The organism is Dehalogenimonas sp. 4OHTPN, from assembly GCF_040448695.1.
Classification (GTDB): domain Bacteria; phylum Chloroflexota; class Dehalococcoidia; order Dehalococcoidales; family Dehalococcoidaceae; genus Dehalogenimonas.
Genome location: NZ_CP159307.1, coordinates 1,324,594 through 1,343,185, shown reverse-complemented (window position 1 = coordinate 1,343,185; position 18,592 = coordinate 1,324,594). Strand labels below are relative to the sequence as shown.

The window sequence follows — 18,592 nt, the reverse complement described above, 5'->3', positions numbered from 1 at the left end:
AAGCTACTTGTCCTTGAATAACTTTGCCACCTTGGGAGCGATTACTGCTCTGCAATAAGGCTGATCGGAATGGCGTCTGTAATAATCGTGATGGTAGGTTTCTGCAGGGTAAAATACGTTCAGTTTCTGAATCTCAGTGACAATCGGGCCTTGAAATTCACCGGCAGTCTCAAGTGTTTCGATGTAAGCTCGTGCCTCGTTCTCCTGAAACTGGTTGGCGGCCAGAATTATTGACCGGTACTGGCTGCCGATATCTGCGCCCTGACGGTTCGCCGTCGTCGGATCATGCGCTCGGAAGAACACTTCCAGCAAATCCCTGAACGTAATCACCGATTCATCGTACTCAATCCTGACCACCTCGGCATGGCCGGTCCGCCCGGAGCATACCTGTTCATAGGTGGGTTTTTCTACGGTACCTCCAGCGTAACCCGAAGTAACCCCTGTAACCCCTTTTAAGCGGCTGAACACTGCTTCCAGGCACCAAAAACAACCCCCTCCAAAGACAGCGCTCTCCATTAACGTTGCCCCTCTTCCACGCTCGGCATGAAATCGAGCGACAGCGAGTTAACGCAGTGGCGGGTGTTTTTTGGAGTTTTGCGTTCGCCCCGGAAAACGTGGCCCAAATGAGCGCCGCATTTGGCGCAGGTGATCTCGGTTCTTATTCCATCTGAGTCAACCGTTTCCTTGACCGCTCCCGGAATAGCCTCATCGAAACTTGGCCACCCTGAACCGGAATCAAATTTGGCGTCGGATTTAAATAGCAGGGCGTTGCACCGTCTGCAGCGATACGCCCCCTTTTTAAAGAACATATTGAATTTGCCGGTGCCCGGCGGTTCCGTTCCCTTATGAACAATTACGTGCTCCTCTTGAGGGGTCAGTTTGTTGAATTCCATGCGTTGAACTCCTTTATTTATGGCCGGGTGTCTTCAACTCAATTATGAGACTGCCGCCTGGTGTTGGCAATTAGTAGTTCTACCTATTTACGGGTAGGAAACGCAGCCCGTTGCCAATGACCCGTTTTCTTCCTTATGTTATAATGTTAGTAGCTTCGGTGCCTGCATAACGTTTTTCACGGAGACTGACATGCGAATCGGACCAATGGAAATTATCATCGTTCTGGTGATTGTCATAGCTATCTTTGGGATCGGCAAGCTGCCTGATATCGGCCGCTCTCTGGGCGAGGGGCTCCGTTCCTTTAAAAAGGCGACTCAGGAAGTTGATTCTGAAGTTAAATCCATCAAATCCTCGATCGACGGAAAACCGGCCGAAAAGAAGGCTGAACCGGGCAACGAGCCCTGCCCGCCGCCGCCCCCTGTCAGCAACGATGATGAATAATCCAGCCCCGGTTGCACCAGGCTAGATGGAAAGTAATGCCGGCCACACACTGCGGCCGGCTGACAGCAATGCGGCACCGTGGCGGTCAAAAGTCAGCCTCTCATCGGCCGCCATCCGGTCGAACACTCTTTTATCGGCGCATCTCTCAATCAACCGGTCAATCTGTCGATCGCTGAGTTGTTGAAAGACATGCATCGCCAACCGCCCGAGTCTTAAATCCCAGCCTAACCGTGCCTTCCATGCCCTTTCATAGCTCTGTAGAGCGGCCGCATCAAGTTTGTTCATGGATAGCGCCTTCGTCATGGTGTCGGCAGCGATATCGGCGCAGGTCATGCCGTAGCTCAAGCCGCCGCCGGTAGTGGATTTCACCTGGCCCGCGGCATCTCCAACCACTATTATCCGGTCGCTGAAGGTTTTCGGGAGTGTCGACAATGGTATCGGTCGGCACTGGATGTCGTCTGATACTTGGTTGATAATCCTCCGGCATCTTAGGAAGTCCGCTAACGCATTCAGGCTGTTGTCGGTCTTCGTGCGCGTCAACAAACCCAATTTTGCTTTTCTATCCGAGATCGGTGCCAACCATCCGAAAAATCCCGGCGCAAACCGGCGGCCTAGAAAGAGTTGGACTTCAGCCGGTTCGGGAGTATCCACTTCCACCTGAAGACCGAGCGCAGTATCCTTGATTCTACCGAGTCCCAGGTTGCGGAGCAGACCGGGGGCTAAACCGGAGGCGATTACCGCCGCTCTCGTGGTTAGGTTGTACGATCCTCCGGATGAAGCAACGCTGATAATCACCCGGTTATCGTCGGTTCTTATGGACTCCGCACGGGTGTTTAGAAGTAGTCTGGCGCCTGATTCCACTGCCCGGGTGGTTAAAAAACCATCAAGGGATCCGCGGTCAACAATAACCGCCTGGGGTGAGTCCCGCTGCACTTGAACCGGTCTTCCGTTGGGAGCGAATATTGCGGCTCCGGTGAATTCCCGCAGAGCGATCGCCGGATCTATTTCGAAACGGGTAAACGCCTCGCAGCTGATAATGCCGGTGCAGCAGACGGGTCCTCCTGATTCAGCCCGGCGTTCTACCAGGATAACCGCATAGCCGGCCGCTGCTAAGCGTTGTGCCGTTCTTGAGCCGGCCGGTCCAGCTCCGATGACAATTACATCAGAATCAAAGTTTGTGACCACTCCAGGTAATCTATCCCAAACAGGATGTCCGGGGCAACATCCCTGGCCGCTTCCATTTGTGTTCGCGTCGATAAAAAGTCAAAATTTCCCCGAGGTTACTAAATTATAACTAAAAATACGTATTTTGGCGGATACCCCATTTATTAAATTAGGATTAAACTAAGACAACACTAGAATTATGATGGTTAATACCAGCTTAACACCGGGACAATATCCGGATCCAGCGAGCCCCTATCGTTCTTGAGAGGTGCCATGAGAATCCTGCTGAGCATTCCTTTGCGCGACGGCATGTACACCAAGTTCCCCGATGAATTGCTATCAATTGCCGCCGTCCTGGAAAAGGGCGGTCACAAAGTGATGCTGCACGACGCCAATCTGGGTGACCGAACGGCGGAGTCTTTCGCTGATTTTAATCCCGACCTGGTGGGTTTCTCCGTTTCCACTGGGTGCATCGCGGACTCAATCAAGAAAGCCCTGGAGTTCAAAAAGGTATACCCCAACATCAAAACAGTGTGGGGCTTCCGACACCCGTCGGCCCTGCCGGAACAGACACTTCAGGAAGAATATGTCGATTACGTTGTCATCGGCGCCGGGGAATACACCCTGCTTGAACTGGCGGCCTATCTTGAAAACGGTGAAGGCCAGTTATCGGAAATTAAAGGTCTGGCCTGGAAGAACGGCCAGGATATCGTTATTAATGAACCCCGCCCGTTTCTCAAAGCTCTCGATGAGCTTCCCGACCCGGCCTGGCACCTTGTCGATCCTAAAAAATACTGGGATGTCTCCATCATTACCTCGCGCGGCTGCCCGTATACCTGCACCTTCTGCGCCGACGCCAGCTTCTATAAAGGCAACGTGGCTGACCTTTCCGCCGAGCGCATCGCCGCCCAATCAGAAAGGATACATAAAGAGTCCGGCGTCAACTATCTGATGTATACCGGGGACAACTTCGGCATCAATCGGGAGCGGCTCCACAAATTCTGCCGGATTATGATAGGCAAGAAACTAAGACTCAAGTGGAACTGCCAGATCTCCGGCACGATTGACGAAGAGACAGCCAAATTGATGGCCAGGGCGGGCTGCACCGCTGTTATCCTCGGCGCCGAAAGCGGCAGCCAGAAGATCCTTGACCTGCTGACCAAGGGCAACGTGCAGGAATTTGAGAAGACCTTCTGGAACCTGGTCCGCCAGCGGATTATCCCGACGCTCTTCATTCAATACGGCTTCCCGACGGAAACGGCCGCGGATTTCCAGGAAACCCTCAATTTTATAAAACGGTTGGATAACCCGCCGTATCTGTTCATGAAGTTTGTGCCCTATCCCAAGACGGTGCTATTTGATCGCTGCGTGGCGGAAAAACTGGTCAGCGTCCCCGAAAGGCTTGCAGGCTGGTCCACTTTCCAGCTTCATTATGCCACCGCTGCCAACCTGTCGCAGGTCCCGGTCAAGATGATGGATGACGCCCTGGCCAGTTTCCGCGCCACATTCGCCACCCGCCGCTTCCGTTTCATGCTGCGGCATAACCCGGCCTATTTTATCACGGCGATACGGGAACCGGGGCAATTTTTCGGCTCGCTTTCCTATCTTATCAAGAACTACCTGAACGCTCTGTTCGACTCCGCCAATGGCCGCGAATCCTGGCTGGTTAAATTCCAGCGGGTCATCGGCCGTAATCCGGGGAAAAAAAGGATCATCCCGAAACTGACTCCTAAAGAGACCTGAATCTCCGGTGGCAATGACCGCCGGGACGAGATAAAAGGAATAACGATCAAAAGGAGGGCACGGTAGACACAATGTGTAACTATCTTGGGGCGGAACTGGTGAGCGTTGACGCCGCCAAACCGCGCCGCCGCGGCAAGCCGGCGCTGTTGACTACGGGCATCGCCGGGCTGGCCATGCTGGTCGCCCTGACCGGCTGTGACGGTTTCACCGTCGACCTCGGCTCGGGCGCCACCGGGGGCAAACTGGGCGGCAACGATACGCCCATCGTCGAGGAAATCACCTGGGTGGATGTCACCGACGCCGAACTGATCGCCAACTGGCAGCAGTATGTCGGTCAGGAAGTTTTCGTCCGCCGAACGGTAGTAACCGCCAAGATCGCCTCGCCGTTTGTGGCGCTGGCCGAAAAGATCAAGGTCGAACTGGCCAACGGCGATGAATTCTTCCAGTACCTGGCGGTGACCGATACGGTTGAAGCCAGAGGTATCGTCGCCGGGCTGGATGAAAGCGGTATGGTGGTCATTGAAAACGCCCACATGAACGTGACTTTCAGCTGCTACCCCCGGCTGCATTCAGCCAATATCGGCGACCCGGTAGCCACCGGCGCCAACGGCCTGGACGGCACCGGCGTCGGCCTGGGCAATACTGATTAACCGCTGTGTGTTTCTAAGGAGGTGATTGTCTAGAAGAGAACAGATTCAGCAGGTTCAAACAAGGGATACAAAGTCGTAAACAAGTCGCAAAAACAAAGTCGCAAAAAAGAATCAAGGAGAAAAAATAGTGTCGAACAAGTTTCACAGTACCGTCAGCCGCAGAGAGTTCATGAAAGTCATGGCGATGGTGACCGGCGGCGTCGGCGCCATGGCGGCCGTCAACCCGGCCTTCCATGATGTCGATGAACTCATTTCCGCCGGCGCTGTCATGCAGAAGCGCCCCTGGTGGGTCAAAGAGCGCGAAGCCCACAACCCGACCACTGAAGTTGACTGGGATGTCATGAAGCGGGTTAACCCGACCAATACCGGGCAGCAGACCGAAATGTGGGCTTACTATCACGGGCAGGCCCGCGCTGATGCCGCTTCCGCTAAGGGCGCCGAGTATGCCAAGGCTAAGATTGCGGCTCAGGCTCCCGGTTACACTTACCGCGGCCAGGCATTGAAGACCGCTGTGACCACCTCCTGGTCCGCCTATGTCAGCAAGTCCTGGGCCGGCGCTTCCACCAGCGGCACCTGGACCAAGGGCGGCGGCGCGGTCTACAAGGGTGTTGCCACCCCCGCCGACCGCGGCGAGCCCAAGTGGAACGGCACCCCGGAAGAGAACAGCCACATGCTGAACGCCTACCAGAAGTACGTCGGCGCCGCCATCTCCGGCTACGGCGAATTCACCGAACTGGACCGCGAGAAACTGCTGTGCACTAACGTCAAGCACAACGCCGCGAAGAAGTTCATCATCGACAATACTGTTGATACCGCCTATGAGACTTCAACCGCCCTCGCCGTCCCCGGCAAGAATCAGATGTACCACTTGGTACACTGGGAGCACATGTCCCACGAGATGTCCCGCGCCGCACCGGCCATGGGCGGCCGTTTCAACGGCTCGGACTTTGTAGCCACCGCGCTGAAACCCTCTGTCTACAACTTCCTGCGCTACATGGGCTACCAGATGATCGGCGACGGCGGCGACTCCAACTATCCGTTCATCGAAGCCGCTGTGGCTAACCTAACCGGCGTGGCTGAATCGTCCCGCAACAACGTCTACAGCCTGACCCCTGAGCTGGGTCCCATCGGCCGCATCCACTCCTACATCACCGATATCCCGGTCGCGCCGACCCATCCTATCGATGCCGGCATGTTCAAGTTCTGTGCCGACTGCGGCAAGTGCGCTCGCGCCTGCCCGGCCGAGTGTATCTCCTTCGCCAAAGAGCCGACCTGGGAGATCCCGGACATCAACGGCAAGCCCAACATCATGCACAACAAGGGCACCAAGGAGTTCTGGTCTGACGGTGCCGCCTGCCGTATGGTGCGCACCGAGCTTGACGGCTGCAACGTCTGCTGGGGCAACTGCACCTTCACCACCAACAAGGGCGCCATGGTGCACGAACTCATCCGCGGCACCATCTCCAACCTTAAGTTCGGCCCGCTCAACAACTTCTTCTTCCGCATGGGCGAGGTATTCGAATATGGTGCCGGCACCCATGAGGGTGGATCCCCCAAGGCTGAGGAATGGTGGGATCGCTCCTTCCCGGTCTTCGGCATGGACTCGACCGTCACCTCTTTCGACGGCGGCTACCGGAAATAAGCTTTTCCAAGCTGGAGCATCCAGCCCGGAAAACAAGAATAGAGGCGGGCGTAAGCCCGCCTCTATTCTACAAACAAAGTTCACTCGGAAGGTAATCTTATCCTAATGGAAACTAAGCATGATGGCGGATTGACCGCCGAACGTTTATATTACATAATGTTAGTATAAAGTCTTTATGAGTTAGTATCGGTCGCGTAGAATCGGTTATCCAATGAGCAAATTCCATTCAAACCTCTCGAGGCGTGATTTCATGAAAGGTCTCGGCCTGGCCGGAGCCGGTATGTCGCTGGCCGCGGCTGGAAGTCCGCTGGTTCATGACCTGGATGAACTCGCCGCTGGGGTAGACACCCACCACTACCGCAAGTGGTGGCAGAAAGACCGGGATTTTGAAGACCTGACCACGCCTGTAGATTGGGATCTGTTCAAGCCTTACGATACCCGGAAGCTATACATGCTGCCGCTTTCACTGGTGAAAAGGCAGGCTGACGAACGCAGCGCCCGGCATATTCGAGACGTTGCCAATAACACTCCTGGCGGCACGCTCCGGGACATCGCCCTGGATGAAGCCACCTATGACAACTTTAATATGCAGCATCTCGGCTGGCAGGGCAATATCCGCACCGCGTCTCCGGTCGACCGCGGTCTGCCGGCCTGGCAGGGGACTCCGGAAGACAATCTACAGATGATGAGGGCGGCGGCACATTTTTACGGCGCCCCCCGGGTCGGAGCTATTGAGGTGAATGAGCATACCAGGCGACTGTTCGACCTCGGTACGACCATCTGGGAAGATATCCCGGCTGCTTATATTGATTCCGCCGGTGTGTACCATATTCCCAGCCGCTGCCGCTGGATTCTCACCTGGATTGCCAAGCAGAATTACCCCCAGTCAAAGTATGCTTTGAGAACGGATGATTCCGGGCCTGACCGCAACAAAACCTTTGAACTTGGTCAGGCCTCGCGCAACGCTTCGTATTCGCACGCTCCTCAGATACGCTGGAATGTCACTGGTTTCCTGCACGGTCTCGGGTACCTGGCGCTGCAGCCGGAAGTGCGGGCTAATGTGCCTTTCGGCCTGTTCTCGGGACTGGCGGAGCAGGGACGTACCGCTTACTGCTGCTCGCCGGATTACGGCCTGTCCATCCGTTACATTGATTGGGCGATAACCGACCTGCCGCTCCAGCCGACCCGGCCGATTGATGCCGGTGTGACTGAATTCTGCAAGTCCTGCAAACGTTGCGCCGAGGTATGCCCGCCGGGCGCCCTATCGCTGGACGATGACACCTCATGGGAAGTTGCGGGCCAATGGAACCGCGGCGGCTTTAAAGGCTTTCATCAGCACTGGCAGAAGTGTGCCGAGTGGGGCGGGCCGCATGACTGTTCGAACTGCCAGATGACCTGCCCCTTCAACCATCCTCCGGATGCTTCTATTCATAACCTGGTGAGAGCAGCTTCGGCAGTGACACCGGCGCTAAATGGTTTCTTTGCCGGCATGGACCGGGCTTTCGGTTACGGGTGGCAGAAAAGCGACGCTGAACGTGAAGGCTGGTGGCAGAGGGATCTTTCCAAGTGGCCTTACGACGAGTTGAAAGGATTTGGGGTTAAAGACTGGTGATGAAGCAGTTCAGCAGTAAAAAATATTTGCTGCCGCTGATAATACCGGCTGCGGCATTGATGATCCTGGCGTTTCTCCCTTCCAATAATTCCGGCGCCGGTGACGCCCCACATATTGACCAATCCAGTGACCTTACCGGCTCCTTTACCATTAGCGGCGACCCGCTGGTGGCGCCCTTGTCTCGGGTTTGGGCGGCCGAATTCATGAAGCTGCATCCCGGGGTGGTTATAACGGTCGTAGAGGACGCTTCCTCCGGCATTGACGCTTTGTCCCGCGGCGCTGCGATATACCAGTCAATGCCGCGGTTGGGACCGGCCGGTGCCGAAACGGCGTCCGGGATCGAATCAAATCGCATCCGAATTGCTTCGGACGCGCTATCGGTTATCCGCTGGCCATGGAATCCGGTGGAGTTGATGACGCTGGAGCAGGTATCCGGCATTTACAGCGGCCGAATCGTCAACTGGAAGGAACTTGGCGGGCTGGACGAGCCTATAGTCGTTTACGCCATGCCGCCTGGCACCCCGGCTTATGATTTCTTTAAGGCGAAGGTATTGCGGCTGTACGGCTTGCCTTCGGCGGATGAAACCATCGAATTCGGATCAAATGTAATCTTCGTCAGGTCGGCCGAAGAAGGCAACGACCTGGTGGCTGAAAACCCGTTCGCCGTTTTTTTCACGCCGGTCAACATAGTCACTCAGGAAGTGACGCCGACCTGGATTGCCCGCACCGCCGGTAAAGAGCCATCAAAAGCCTGTTTGGAAACCACCTCGGCTGGAATCTTCCCCATCTACCGCCCCCTTTATTACTATACAGACGGCCAGCCGGTTGGATTAGTGAAAGAATTCATCGATTTCTGCCTATCCGAGCAGGGTCAGGACATGGTTATGCTCGGCGGGTATCTAAGACTATTTTTCCCCAACCTGGGCCCGTAATATCCCCATCCAATCTCACAAGGTATCAAAGCTCCACCCCTTGATTATAATCCTGCCTGAGGCGAAACCGATGATAATCAAAAACGGCGAAGAACTGGGTTTGTCTCCTCTGCGGCGGCTTGCCATTGACTTGATCGAAGCCGGCATCCGGAGCGTTCAGCCGGACCGGGTCATGCCCTCGGTTCTCAGTTTCAATCCGTCAAGCCGGACGCTTGATATTCTCGGCCACCGATTCCAAATCCCTGGCCGGCTATTCGTTGTCGGCGGCGGTAAAGCCTCCGGGGCTTTGGCAGTCTCTCTGGAAAAAATCATCTCTCCTGACCATATTCGCGCGGGTCTGGTAGCCGGCAAAAGCGGTAACTATCCGACACGTCTCGTTGAAGTAGTCAATACCGGGCATCCGATACCCGATGAACGCAGCGTTCAGGCCGCTGGACGTATTCCAGGCTTCAGAGACAGGTTCAATATCAACGGCGAAGATCTGGTGGTTTGCCTGATTTCAGGCGGCGGTTCGGCTTTGCTGTCCAGCCCTGCTTCAGAAATAAGCCTGTCTGATAAACAACAAGCTGTCGATATTCTGATTAAGTCCGGGGCGGACATCGCTGAAATCAATGTCGTAAGAAAACACCTCTCAAAGATCAAAGGCGGCAACCTGGGGCGGCATTTTTTTCCCGCCCAAGTGGTTTCGCTGATAATTTCAGACGTTTCAGACAACGATCCGTCCATTATAGCCTCTGGTTTGACGGCGGCGGATACGTCCACTTTCGATGATGCTTTGGGTGTAATCTCCAGGCACAAATTGGTTGCGCGGATACCGCCGAAGGTGATAAACCACCTTATGAAGGGCAGGGATGGAGGTGTGCCAGATACTCCAAAATCCCTCCCGAATTGCCGTAACTTTATAATTGCCGATAATCAACTGGCTCTGGCGGCTATGAAAGCGCGCGCTAAGGAACTTGGGCGCCGGGTTTGGATTTCGCCTTCATATATTTCCGGGGAAACTGCCTCCGCTGCGCGCCTGGCTGTAGCCGATATCATTGGTGGCAAGCATCATGAGTTTAATACCGTTGTTTTTGGCGGCGAAACAGCGCCGGTGGTACCGTTAACCGCCGGCGCCGGCGGCCGGAACCAGCACTACGCGCTTGTCGCTCTCCAGGAATTGAGAACCATCCCCGGCGAGTGGCTGGTGGCATCTGTCGGTACGGATGGTTCTGACTTCATGCCGGATGTCGCCGGTGCCATGGCTGATTCCAACACCCAGGAACAGGCAAATCGCCTCGGTCTCAATCTAACGGAATTCACCGAAAGCTTTGATAGTCATTCCGCATTTAAGCGCCTGGGGAATTCGCTGTTAATGACAGGTGATACCGGGACCAATGTCGGCGACCTTGTTTTGTACCTGCTCGGGGGCTAGTACCAAAGTTTAAATACCGGTGTTATTTTTCAAAAATATCTGTTATTCCCCGTACCATTGGTGTATCATTAGTTCATGCTTCAAGGGAAATGCCCAAACTGCGGTTATGAATGTATCGGCTGGGGGCTTCAGTTTCCGCGCCACCAGTCGTGTACCCGCTGCGGCGCCGGCCTTCTGATAACCCAGGATGGCAAACCGCTGGGTACCGGATATTCCCCGTTCACCGCGGAAAAAGAATCCGTGCCCGGCCCCTCGACCACACCCACCAAGGAATCCCGAATATAAAAACTCTCTGTCAGTCTTATCGGGGATTGTTCATTTTACTAAAGCGCTGATAGCTTTGAATTGCGGCGCTTTCGCTGTTTGAAGCAGTTCAAACAGCGCCATTTCAACCCCGGCAACTTTCACACCTTCCCTTTCAAGTCTCCGGAGCGCCAACTCGCGATTTTGGGGTGCGCGCGAGGAAACGCAATCGCTAACCAGATGCACCTCGTACCCCCCGGACAGCAGATCGAGAGAAGTCTGATAAACACAGATATGGGCTTCAATACCGCAAACCAGTATCTGGTTACGCTTCGAGTCCTTGATCTGTTTCAATATTTCGGTGTCACCGCAGCAGCTAAAGCTGAACTTCACCGGCGCCCCCGCACTAGAGATGAGTTCTGTTATTTCTGGCAGAGTTTTACCGAGGCCGGCCGGGTTCTGTTCGGTGTAAATAATCGGTACGTTGAGAATATTGATTCCTTTGAGGAGTTTCAGGAGATTTGAGAGTAGAATATCCCTTTCATTGATGACCCGAAACAGTTTTTCCTGCACATCTATGATTAGCAGGAGCGAATTTTCTATATTAAGCATGCTTTTCCCCTGAGTCTGTATCCACCTCATGTTACCCGAAACCGTGGGTTCTGGTAAACACTCACCTGAAACTTGTCGCCGAACCAACCAGTACCGGCAAATCAGTTACTTTACGTAAAAAAATATACATTTCCTTTGACTAGAGACAGAGCAGATATTCAATGCCCGTATGGATGAAAAGTATGGATATATGAGCGAAAAGGTGGTAAGTACAGAGGAAAAAATATTAGTAATAAGAAAGAAAGTACACAAATAAGAAAAATAGTAAATATCTTATGCTAATGCCCTTGCAATTAGGTACTAGTACCCTGTATGATATCCGCATTCCAGTTTGCAGAGGGTTAGGAGCCTTCAAAGGTCGACAAATTGGGATATTCCAGCCAGAAATGGCATCTCACCTCTCTCGAACTTGAGAAACAAGCTTCAACCCGTAATCCAGTAATAAATACCGAAAGGTGGGGAAGGATGTACAAAAGAATTTTGGTTCCGCTCGACGGATCCAAGACCGCTGAAGGCGTGCTGCCTCATGCAAAAGCGCTTGCTTATGCCGAAGGAGCTGAAATCGCTTTGCTGAATGTTGCAGCAAATCCCGCTCAAGAGTTTGCCTTCGAGGATCCGGCAATCGCCGGCTACACCGTCGCCGAGGGTGAAAAAAGCGCCAACAAATACATGACCAAAGTCTGTGATGAGCTAAAAACCGCCGGGTTTAAAGTTACCTGTCACCTGAGGGAAGGCGGACCTGCAACCACCATTCTGAAGATGGCAGAAGAACTTAAAGCCGATGTCATCGCTATGTCAACCCATGGACGCGGTTGGCCGGCCAGCTGGCTGATAGGCAGCGTGGCCGAACGCGTGGTCCGTCATTCCAAAATCCCGGTCATGATGATCCGGGCAATTGAATAATCCAAGATACCCGGCACCAATCAGTATTGAATTAGGAGAAGGGAGGTTTCATGGCAAGCATAGTTGATACCGCTAAAAACGGCGCTCAAAGCTTGAAGAAAGTCATCTTTGCCTCGTCCTCAGGTACCATGATCGAATGGTACGACTTTTACATCTTCGGCTCGTTGGCAACTACAATCTCCGGCAAATTCTATAATACCGGCACCGAAGTTGGCGACATCATCGCCTGGCTCGCCACCTTTGCCATCGGCTTCATTGTCCGCCCGTTCGGCGCTGTGTTCTTCGGACGCATCGGTGACCTGATCGGCCGGAAATTCACCTTCCTTGTTACGATGTCCATCATGGGCTTGGCCACTTTCGCCGTCGGCCTGCTGCCAACCCGTGAAACCCTTGGCGATTTCGCCGGCATCATTCTTATCACCCTTCGCATTCTGCAGGGTCTGGCTCTTGGCGGCGAGTACGGCGGCGCCGCAACGTACATCGCTGAACACACTCCCCCCGGCAAACGAGGCTTTTACACCTCGTGGATCCAGACGACAGCCACCCTCGGTTTGTTCTTGTCCCTGGGCGTTATCCTGGCCACTCGCCTCATTGTCGGCACCGAAGATTTCGGCGCCTGGGGCTGGCGGGTACCGTTTCTGGTTTCCATCTTCCTGATCGCCATCTCTATCTGGATACGGTTGTCTTTGCGCGAATCTCCGCTGTTCCAGAAACTCAAGGATACCAAAACCGTTTCCAAGAACCCGCTGAAAGAAAGCTTTGCCAATCCTTACAACCTGAAATGGGTGGCTCTGGCTTTATTCGGCGCCACCATGGGCCAGGGCGTAGTCTGGTACACCGGTCAGTTCTACGCGCTTTTCTACCTGCAGAAGATTTTCGGAGTGACGCTTGTCGACTCTAATGTCATCATAGGCGTCGCGCTGCTGCTTGCTACCCCGTTCTTCATCTTCTTCGGGTGGCTGTCCGACAAGATCGGCCGCAAAAAGATCATGATGGCAGGTATGTTCCTGGCGGTTGTGACCTACTATCCCATCTACGGGCTGATGGCCGCCTTCGCTCCGACCGATCCCGGCCAGTATTTCCTGTTCGACTACATTGGTTACAATATGCCTGCTCTGATGGCTTTGATCTTCATTCAGGTCATTTATGTGACCATGGTTTACGGACCTATCGCCGCTTTCCTGGTCGAGTTGTTCCCGACCAAGATACGCTATACCTCAATGTCGCTGCCATACCATATCGGCAACGGCGTGTTCGGTGGACTGGTCCCGATCTTCGGCCTGGCCTTGATCAACTCAACTGGCAATAACTTCGCCGGCCTCTGGTGGCCGATGGGCGTGGCCTCTATATGTTTTGTTGTCGGCATGCTGTTCGTTAAAGAGACCAAAGATGTTGACATCACCGATGCTTCAACCTCTATCTCCATGATGGGACAGGTAGCCGGTGAGAAGGCTAAGGCAGCTCTCAGTGGTTCACCTGTAAAAGAGTAATCCTGGATTCGAGTTCCGTCCTTAAAAGCGTGAGGTAGTAATACCTCACGCTTTTATATTCAATAATACCCAAGAATTCTTGCGCATAAGTGTTTTCTAATATATGATATGACGCTAAGTTTTGCTCATTGCGGATTTTTCAGGGTAAACCTGGTCAAATTTTGAGGGGGCATCCACACTCTGTTCACTATGTTCAGCAAGGTTCCTGTTGTTTTTCGGATGATTGGCTACTTACCCCGGTTGCTCCTTGGTCGCCTCTTCCATGTGGTACAGGGGAGTTTCTCTTATCACCGTCGTTCCTCGGCGATGCCTTTGACCTTCATGATGGTATTTATTGCCCCGGCTGGTATTTTCCTCGTAGCAATCGTAATTCCTTGGCCGGCATTGACTTGGGTTATGGCGGTGATTTTGGGTTATGCGCTGGTGTACACAGCAAGTTTATATGCCTCAATGATTGCTCTGCCACATAAAATATCCAACAATACTTTAGTGCTCAGGTACGGCGCTATTGCTTCGGCGACAATCCACTGCAGCCTAATCAAATCGGCGGTGATCAGCCGAGAATGGTTCGGGCAAACTGGTGACGGGTTGAAATTGGGGTTGGCAGAGTCAACCGCTTGTTTCAGTATTGGGAGTGCCACCAGCATGAAACTGGAACTGAAAGCTCCTTTAAGGTTGATGATGTGGGGGAAAAACACGGAACCGGTGAGCTGGATTTATTTTCATGCGGACGATCCCGAAGGAATGGTTACCGAGATAACTAGAAATTGCGAGAGCAATTCTTGAAGGAGGCGAGCTTGAACAGAAGGTAAAAACGGGTATTTGAATTCCAATAATTTTTAAAGGAGAGTGAATGTATAAAAAAATATTAGTCCCTCTTGACGGATCCAAAACAGCCGAAGGCGTTTTGCCTCATGCCAAAGCACTGGCATATTCAGAAGGGGCCGAAATTGCCCTTTTGAATGTGGCTGCTAATCCCGCCCAGGAATTCGCTTTTGAAGACCCGGCTATAGCTGGCTATACAGTCGCAGAAGACGAGAAAGCAGCAAACAAGTACATGACCAAAATCTGTGACGAGCTCCGGGCTTCAGGCTTTAAAGTATCCTGCCACCTTCGAGAGGGTGGTCCTGCCACCACCATTCTGAAGATTGCCGAAGAGCTAAAAGTTGATATCATCGCTATGTCCACGCACGGCCGTAACTGGCCAGCCAGCTGGTTGATCGGGTCTGTCGCCGAACGCGTGGTCCGACATTCCAAAGTGCCCGTGATGATGATTCGAGCTGGAGATTCCTAGTCATTACGCGAAAACTGTAGCACCGCAAAATACACAAATATTTTTGAAGGGGGAATATGGCAAGCTTAGCACAAGCCGCTTCTGACACCGTGCAGAGCATCCGAAAGGTAATTTTCGCATCATCTGCTGGCACAGTAATCGAATGGTATGACTTCTACATCTTTGGCAGCCTCGCAACCACCCTGGCCAACAAGTTTTATGACACCGGGTCTGATATCGGCAACCTTATCGCCTGGCTGTCCACTTTCGCCATCGGTTTCATGGTCCGGCCTTTCGGCGCCATCTTTTTTGGCCGAATAGGTGATCTCGTCGGCCGAAAATTTACGTATATTCTTACTATCAGCATTATGGCTGGCGCAACCATGGGCGTTGGCTTGCTTCCTACTAAGGATGTAATAGGTCCTATCGCCGGCGGCATTATCCTTATTAGCCTTCGTATGCTTCAGGGTTTAGCTCTTGGCGGCCAGTATGGCGGTGCAGCAACCTTTGTTGCTGAACATGCTCCCCAAGGGAAGCGCGGCTTTTATACCTCATGGATCCAAACCACCGCTACTCTCGGCCTCTTCATGTCCCTGGGAGTAATTTTAGCTACCCGGACGATTCTCGGTTCTGAAGATTTCAGCGCCTGGGGCTGGCGCATCCCGTTTTTGATGTCTGTTGTCCTGGTGTTCCTGTCTATGTGGATCAGGCGCTCCCTAAAAGAATCCCCGCTCTTCACTCAAATGAAAGCAACCAAAACGGTTTCTAAGAATCCGCTGAAAGAAAGTTTTGGCAACAAGTTCAACCGCAAATGGGTACTGATTGCCTTGTTCGGCGCAACTATGGGTCAAGGTGTCGTCTGGTACACCGGGCAGTTTTATGCCCTTTTCTATCTCCAGAAGATTTTTAGCGTTGACTTGGTAGATTCTAACTTTATCGTCGGCGCCGCCGTACTTATGGCAACCCCATTATTCGTCTTCTTCGGCTGGTTGTCTGATCGCATCGGCCGTAAAAAAATCATGCTTGCCGGGATGTTGCTGGCGGTTTTGACCTACTATCCTATTTATGGTGCCATGGCAGCTTTTGCACCGACAGACCCAGGGCAGTATTTCCTGTTCGACTATGTCGGTTACAATCAGGTGGCGTTGACCTTCCTGGTTTTCATTCAGGTGGTATATGTCACAATGGTTTACGGGCCAATTGCTGCCTTCTTGGTCGAACTTTTCCCAACTAAGATTCGCTATACATCGATGTCATTACCATACCACATTGGGAACGGTGTCTTCGGCGGCCTTGTTCCGATCTTTGGCCTGGCGATGATTAACGCTACCGGTAATAACTTCGCTGGGCTGTGGTGGCCTATGGCTGTGGCTGCTGTGTGCTTCGTCGTCGGTATGATCTACGTTCGAGAAACCAAGGATGTCGATATCACCGATGCGGCGACAACCTTCGCCCACCAGGCAGAAAAGGCTCACGACCTAAAAACCACCCGTTAAGGGCACCATATCATTGTCAGGTTGAAGGGGCAGTACTCTGCCCCTTCAACTTTTTTATAGTTCGAGGTTGGGTACGGGAGTATCGAGGTGTGGGTTATCAGGTGGGTGCAAGACTTTTGCTGGCAACCACTGGTCAACAGCTTTCAACAGGTTGCTTGCCGGAGTAAGTGAAGCAGTAGATTAAACTACAACTCGTCCTGGTGGATGCGGTGCAGAGCAAGGAATAGAAACAAGCCGGTAAAGACCAGCGAGATCAGCACTGTAATTATCCACGGACCGTTTTCGTCGGTGCCGCCGGTGACTGTGGCTCCGAGCTGTAGTAAGTTCCCCGGCAACAAATAAGGCAGCCAGTCCGCGAGGTCCGACAGCGGCAACGACAGGAATATCTGCCCCATAACCAGTGCCACCGGAATGCCCATCACCGGCATGCGGCTCTCAAACATGGTACCCAGCATGAGGGTCATTGACAAATAGAACAAAACTGCCAGCGAAAGCAGCAGCATGCCGCCAATAAACGGTCCAGCCGCCACGAAGGACTTAGTCGCTAGTGATAGTTGGGCGTAAGCTACAATCCCTTGAATCACAACCGCGGAGGTAAGAAATCCGGAGGAAATAGCTAGAAATTTGGCCATAATGAACCCGGTGCGGGAAGCTGGTTTAGACAAGACCCAGGCTGCGGTGCCGGAGTTTTTCTCGCCGATGATTGAGCCGGAGGCGATCACTGCGGCGCCCATGGGAACGAGAACTCCGGAAACATACATGAAAATGGTAATGGTGAACGGCCCAGGGTCCATCTGAATGAACATTGCCAGGACGAAATTGAGCAGCACCAGCCAGGCTAAAGTCTGAATGGAGAATGCCCTCGGATTCCACACCCTTTCCAGTTCACGTTTGAACATATTCGGAAAGCCGACCTGCCACCCCTTGGCTTTGACCGGAATCAAGTCAGCGGCGTCATGAAAAACGGTAATCTCAGCCAACTTTTTCCCCCTCCACCAGGTTCATGAAAACTTCTTCCAGTTGGTGTTTTCTGCGGCCGAAATCAACAACAAAGATACCTTCAGCGGCCAGCGCTATCCGCAGCAGGTTGCCCTCGGCTAACTCGATGCTTTTGACGGCGATCTCCCAATCCACGTGACCGCTGTGGGCTTTCCGGGAGATACTTTCAACCCATGGCTGCGACATCAGGGAATCGTGAAGTCCAGCGACGTCTCCCCGTGTGATCATTGAATATGTCGAATTCTTACCCGCCAGGAGCCTGTCGATACCCGACTGGGTGACCAGTTCCCCTTTATTGATAATGATGACTTCGTCACTCACTCTTTGAACGTCGGACAGGATGTGGGTCGAATATAAGATCGTTGTTTTTTCGCGCAATTGAAGCAGCAGCTCCAACACGTCTCTCCGGCCCATCGGATCAAGCGATGCGGCCGGTTCATCGAGGATAAGTAGGTCAGGGGCGTGGATGTAGGCCTGGGCAATTCCCAGCCGCTGGCGCTCGCCGACCGAAAAGCCTTTGATCGGCCGGTCGGCGACGCGGGTCAATCCCACGATATCCAGTGTCTCGTTTATCCGTTTTTCGACTAATTCAACAGGACCCTGATAAAAAAAGCGGCAGACAAAACGCAGAGTCTGGCGGGCGGACATGTACTCGTAGAAACGTGGGTCTTGGGCAAGGTAGCCGACTCGCTTTCTGATGTCGAGACTGTCCTTGCTGATGTCCATGCCGAAAACCGTGGCGCTGCCCGAGGTAGGTTTCTGAAGTCCCAGGAGGAGCTTGATGGTGGTGGTCTTACCGGCGCCGTTGGGACCCAGGAAGCCGATGATGGCGTTTTCACGGACGGTAATGTTCAGGTTATTAACCGCCGTGACTTTTTCGTCGAATATTTTGGTCAGCCCGTCGGTGGTGACGACTACTGCTTCAGGCATATTACTGTTCTCCGGCGGTAAATAATGACCGGTGAAAGAATGGGTTTACTCTAAAGTGAACGCACTTAATTGTCAAGATGGTGACAATCGTAAGACAACCGTGATGTAAAAATATTTCACTTTTTCATCATAATTGGATAATATAGCACCGGAT

General features: G+C 53.1%; 18 protein-coding genes. 12 read left to right on the top strand and 6 right to left on the bottom strand.

The genetic code is table 11. The features are described 5' to 3' along the window. Positions 1 to 3 precede the first annotated feature (3 nt). The gene (gene msrA / locus ABV300_RS06955; protein ID WP_353714154.1) at positions 4 to 516 is read right to left on the bottom strand and encodes a peptide-methionine (S)-S-oxide reductase MsrA; all 513 of its coding nucleotides are present in this window, start codon (positions 514 to 516) and stop codon (positions 4 to 6) included. After that, entirely contained in the window at positions 516 to 893 is a 378-nt protein-coding gene (locus tag ABV300_RS06950) for a methionine-R-sulfoxide reductase (protein ID WP_353714153.1), read from the bottom strand. The genes msrA and ABV300_RS06950 overlap by 1 nt, the downstream gene beginning before the upstream one ends. A gap of 190 nt (positions 894 to 1,083) precedes the next feature. Between ABV300_RS06950 and tatA the strand changes: the two genes are divergently transcribed. Beyond that, positions 1,084 to 1,335 (top strand): twin-arginine translocase TatA/TatE family subunit, encoded by a 252-nt coding sequence (gene tatA / locus ABV300_RS06945; RefSeq protein WP_065128740.1) that lies wholly within the window; start codon positions 1,084 to 1,086, stop codon positions 1,333 to 1,335. Between the two features lie 21 nt (positions 1,336 to 1,356). Here the strand turns inward: tatA and ABV300_RS06940 are convergent, their stop codons facing one another. After that, positions 1,357 to 2,520 (bottom strand): NAD(P)/FAD-dependent oxidoreductase, encoded by a 1,164-nt coding sequence (locus ABV300_RS06940; RefSeq protein ID WP_353714152.1) that lies wholly within the window; start codon positions 2,518 to 2,520, stop codon positions 1,357 to 1,359. 252 nt (positions 2,521 to 2,772) lie between these two features. Between ABV300_RS06940 and ABV300_RS06935 the strand changes: the two genes are divergently transcribed. The 6 genes from ABV300_RS06935 to ABV300_RS06910 all read left to right on the top strand — a co-directional run bounded on the left by ABV300_RS06935 (position 2,773) and on the right by ABV300_RS06910 (position 10,492). After that, positions 2,773 to 4,242: a radical SAM protein gene (locus tag ABV300_RS06935; RefSeq protein ID WP_353714151.1), complete on the top strand. Its 1,470-nt coding sequence runs from the start codon at positions 2,773 to 2,775 to the stop codon at positions 4,240 to 4,242. Between the two features lie 71 nt (positions 4,243 to 4,313). Continuing rightward, positions 4,314 to 4,892, top strand: a complete 579-nt coding sequence (locus ABV300_RS06930; RefSeq protein ID WP_353714150.1) for a hypothetical protein — start codon at positions 4,314 to 4,316, stop codon at positions 4,890 to 4,892. Positions 4,893 to 5,019: 127 nt separating this feature from the next. Next, the gene (locus ABV300_RS06925; protein ID WP_353714149.1) at positions 5,020 to 6,534 is read left to right on the top strand and encodes a reductive dehalogenase; all 1,515 of its coding nucleotides are present in this window, start codon (positions 5,020 to 5,022) and stop codon (positions 6,532 to 6,534) included. A 211-nt stretch (positions 6,535 to 6,745) separates the two neighbouring features. Beyond that, positions 6,746 to 8,146 (top strand): reductive dehalogenase, encoded by a 1,401-nt coding sequence (locus tag ABV300_RS06920; RefSeq protein ID WP_353714148.1) that lies wholly within the window; start codon positions 6,746 to 6,748, stop codon positions 8,144 to 8,146. Beyond that, a complete protein-coding gene (locus tag ABV300_RS06915; RefSeq protein WP_353714147.1) occupies positions 8,146 to 9,078 on the top strand; it encodes a substrate-binding domain-containing protein in 933 nt (310 codons plus the stop codon). Before ABV300_RS06920 ends, ABV300_RS06915 begins: the two co-directional genes overlap by 1 nt. 70 nt (positions 9,079 to 9,148) lie before the next feature. Further along, a complete protein-coding gene (locus ABV300_RS06910) occupies positions 9,149 to 10,492 on the top strand; it encodes a DUF4147 domain-containing protein (RefSeq protein ID WP_353714146.1) in 1,344 nt (447 codons plus the stop codon). A 315-nt stretch (positions 10,493 to 10,807) separates the two neighbouring features. Here ABV300_RS06910 and ABV300_RS06905 read toward each other — a convergent pair whose 3' ends face one another. Next, entirely contained in the window at positions 10,808 to 11,347 is a 540-nt protein-coding gene (locus ABV300_RS06905; protein ID WP_353714145.1) for an isochorismatase family protein, read from the bottom strand. Positions 11,348 to 11,812: 465 nt separating this feature from the next. On the opposite strand from ABV300_RS06905, the gene ABV300_RS06900 reads away from it, so the two are divergent. The 5 genes from ABV300_RS06900 (at position 11,813) to ABV300_RS06880 (ending at position 16,509) form a co-directional block, all read left to right on the top strand. Next, positions 11,813 to 12,250, top strand: coding sequence for a universal stress protein (locus ABV300_RS06900; RefSeq protein WP_353714144.1), 438 nt, complete (start codon positions 11,813 to 11,815; stop codon positions 12,248 to 12,250). Between the two features lie 50 nt (positions 12,251 to 12,300). Continuing rightward, positions 12,301 to 13,740, top strand: a complete 1,440-nt coding sequence (locus ABV300_RS06895) for an MFS transporter (protein ID WP_353714143.1) — start codon at positions 12,301 to 12,303, stop codon at positions 13,738 to 13,740. A 189-nt stretch (positions 13,741 to 13,929) separates the two neighbouring features. Continuing rightward, positions 13,930 to 14,526 carry a hypothetical protein gene (locus tag ABV300_RS06890; protein ID WP_353714142.1) on the top strand — a complete coding sequence of 199 codons (597 nt, stop codon included), beginning with the start codon at positions 13,930 to 13,932 and terminating at the stop codon, positions 14,524 to 14,526. Between the two features lie 67 nt (positions 14,527 to 14,593). After that, positions 14,594 to 15,034 carry a universal stress protein gene (locus tag ABV300_RS06885; RefSeq protein WP_353714141.1) on the top strand — a complete coding sequence of 147 codons (441 nt, stop codon included), beginning with the start codon at positions 14,594 to 14,596 and terminating at the stop codon, positions 15,032 to 15,034. 56 nt (positions 15,035 to 15,090) lie between these two features. Beyond that, a complete protein-coding gene (locus ABV300_RS06880) occupies positions 15,091 to 16,509 on the top strand; it encodes an MFS transporter (RefSeq protein WP_353714140.1) in 1,419 nt (472 codons plus the stop codon). A gap of 185 nt (positions 16,510 to 16,694) precedes the next feature. Here ABV300_RS06880 and ABV300_RS06875 read toward each other — a convergent pair whose 3' ends face one another. Then, positions 16,695 to 17,489, bottom strand: coding sequence for an ABC transporter permease subunit (locus ABV300_RS06875; protein ID WP_353714139.1), 795 nt, complete (start codon positions 17,487 to 17,489; stop codon positions 16,695 to 16,697). Continuing rightward, on the bottom strand, positions 17,482 to 18,438 hold the full coding sequence (locus ABV300_RS06870; RefSeq protein ID WP_058439711.1) for an ABC transporter ATP-binding protein: 957 nt from the start codon (positions 18,436 to 18,438) through the stop codon (positions 17,482 to 17,484). The genes ABV300_RS06875 and ABV300_RS06870 overlap by 8 nt, the downstream gene beginning before the upstream one ends. Positions 18,439 to 18,592 lie beyond the last annotated feature (154 nt).

What these genes read in the sequence shown, in the direction of transcription:
- tatA (WP_065128740.1), top strand. Translation starts at nt 1,084, where the DNA reads ATGCGAATCGGACCAATGGAAATTATCATCGTTCTGGTGATTGTCATA.
- ABV300_RS06895 (WP_353714143.1), top strand. Translation starts at nt 12,301, where the DNA reads ATGGCAAGCATAGTTGATACCGCTAAAAACGGCGCTCAAAGCTTGAAG.
- ABV300_RS06900 (WP_353714144.1), top strand. Translation starts at nt 11,813, where the DNA reads ATGTACAAAAGAATTTTGGTTCCGCTCGACGGATCCAAGACCGCTGAA.
- ABV300_RS06880 (WP_353714140.1), top strand. Translation starts at nt 15,091, where the DNA reads ATGGCAAGCTTAGCACAAGCCGCTTCTGACACCGTGCAGAGCATCCGA.
- ABV300_RS06950 (WP_353714153.1), bottom strand. Translation starts at nt 893, where the DNA reads ATGGAATTCAACAAACTGACCCCTCAAGAGGAGCACGTAATTGTTCAT.
- ABV300_RS06920 (WP_353714148.1), top strand. Translation starts at nt 6,746, where the DNA reads ATGAGCAAATTCCATTCAAACCTCTCGAGGCGTGATTTCATGAAAGGT.
- ABV300_RS06935 (WP_353714151.1), top strand. Translation starts at nt 2,773, where the DNA reads ATGAGAATCCTGCTGAGCATTCCTTTGCGCGACGGCATGTACACCAAG.
- ABV300_RS06915 (WP_353714147.1), top strand. Translation starts at nt 8,146, where the DNA reads ATGAAGCAGTTCAGCAGTAAAAAATATTTGCTGCCGCTGATAATACCG.
- ABV300_RS06885 (WP_353714141.1), top strand. Translation starts at nt 14,594, where the DNA reads ATGTATAAAAAAATATTAGTCCCTCTTGACGGATCCAAAACAGCCGAA.
- msrA (WP_353714154.1), bottom strand. Translation starts at nt 516, where the DNA reads ATGGAGAGCGCTGTCTTTGGAGGGGGTTGTTTTTGGTGCCTGGAAGCA.
- ABV300_RS06910 (WP_353714146.1), top strand. Translation starts at nt 9,149, where the DNA reads ATGATAATCAAAAACGGCGAAGAACTGGGTTTGTCTCCTCTGCGGCGG.
- ABV300_RS06930 (WP_353714150.1), top strand. Translation starts at nt 4,314, where the DNA reads ATGTGTAACTATCTTGGGGCGGAACTGGTGAGCGTTGACGCCGCCAAA.
- ABV300_RS06905 (WP_353714145.1), bottom strand. Translation starts at nt 11,347, where the DNA reads ATGCTTAATATAGAAAATTCGCTCCTGCTAATCATAGATGTGCAGGAA.
- ABV300_RS06890 (WP_353714142.1), top strand. Translation starts at nt 13,930, where the DNA reads ATGTTCAGCAAGGTTCCTGTTGTTTTTCGGATGATTGGCTACTTACCC.
- ABV300_RS06870 (WP_058439711.1), bottom strand. Translation starts at nt 18,438, where the DNA reads ATGCCTGAAGCAGTAGTCGTCACCACCGACGGGCTGACCAAAATATTC.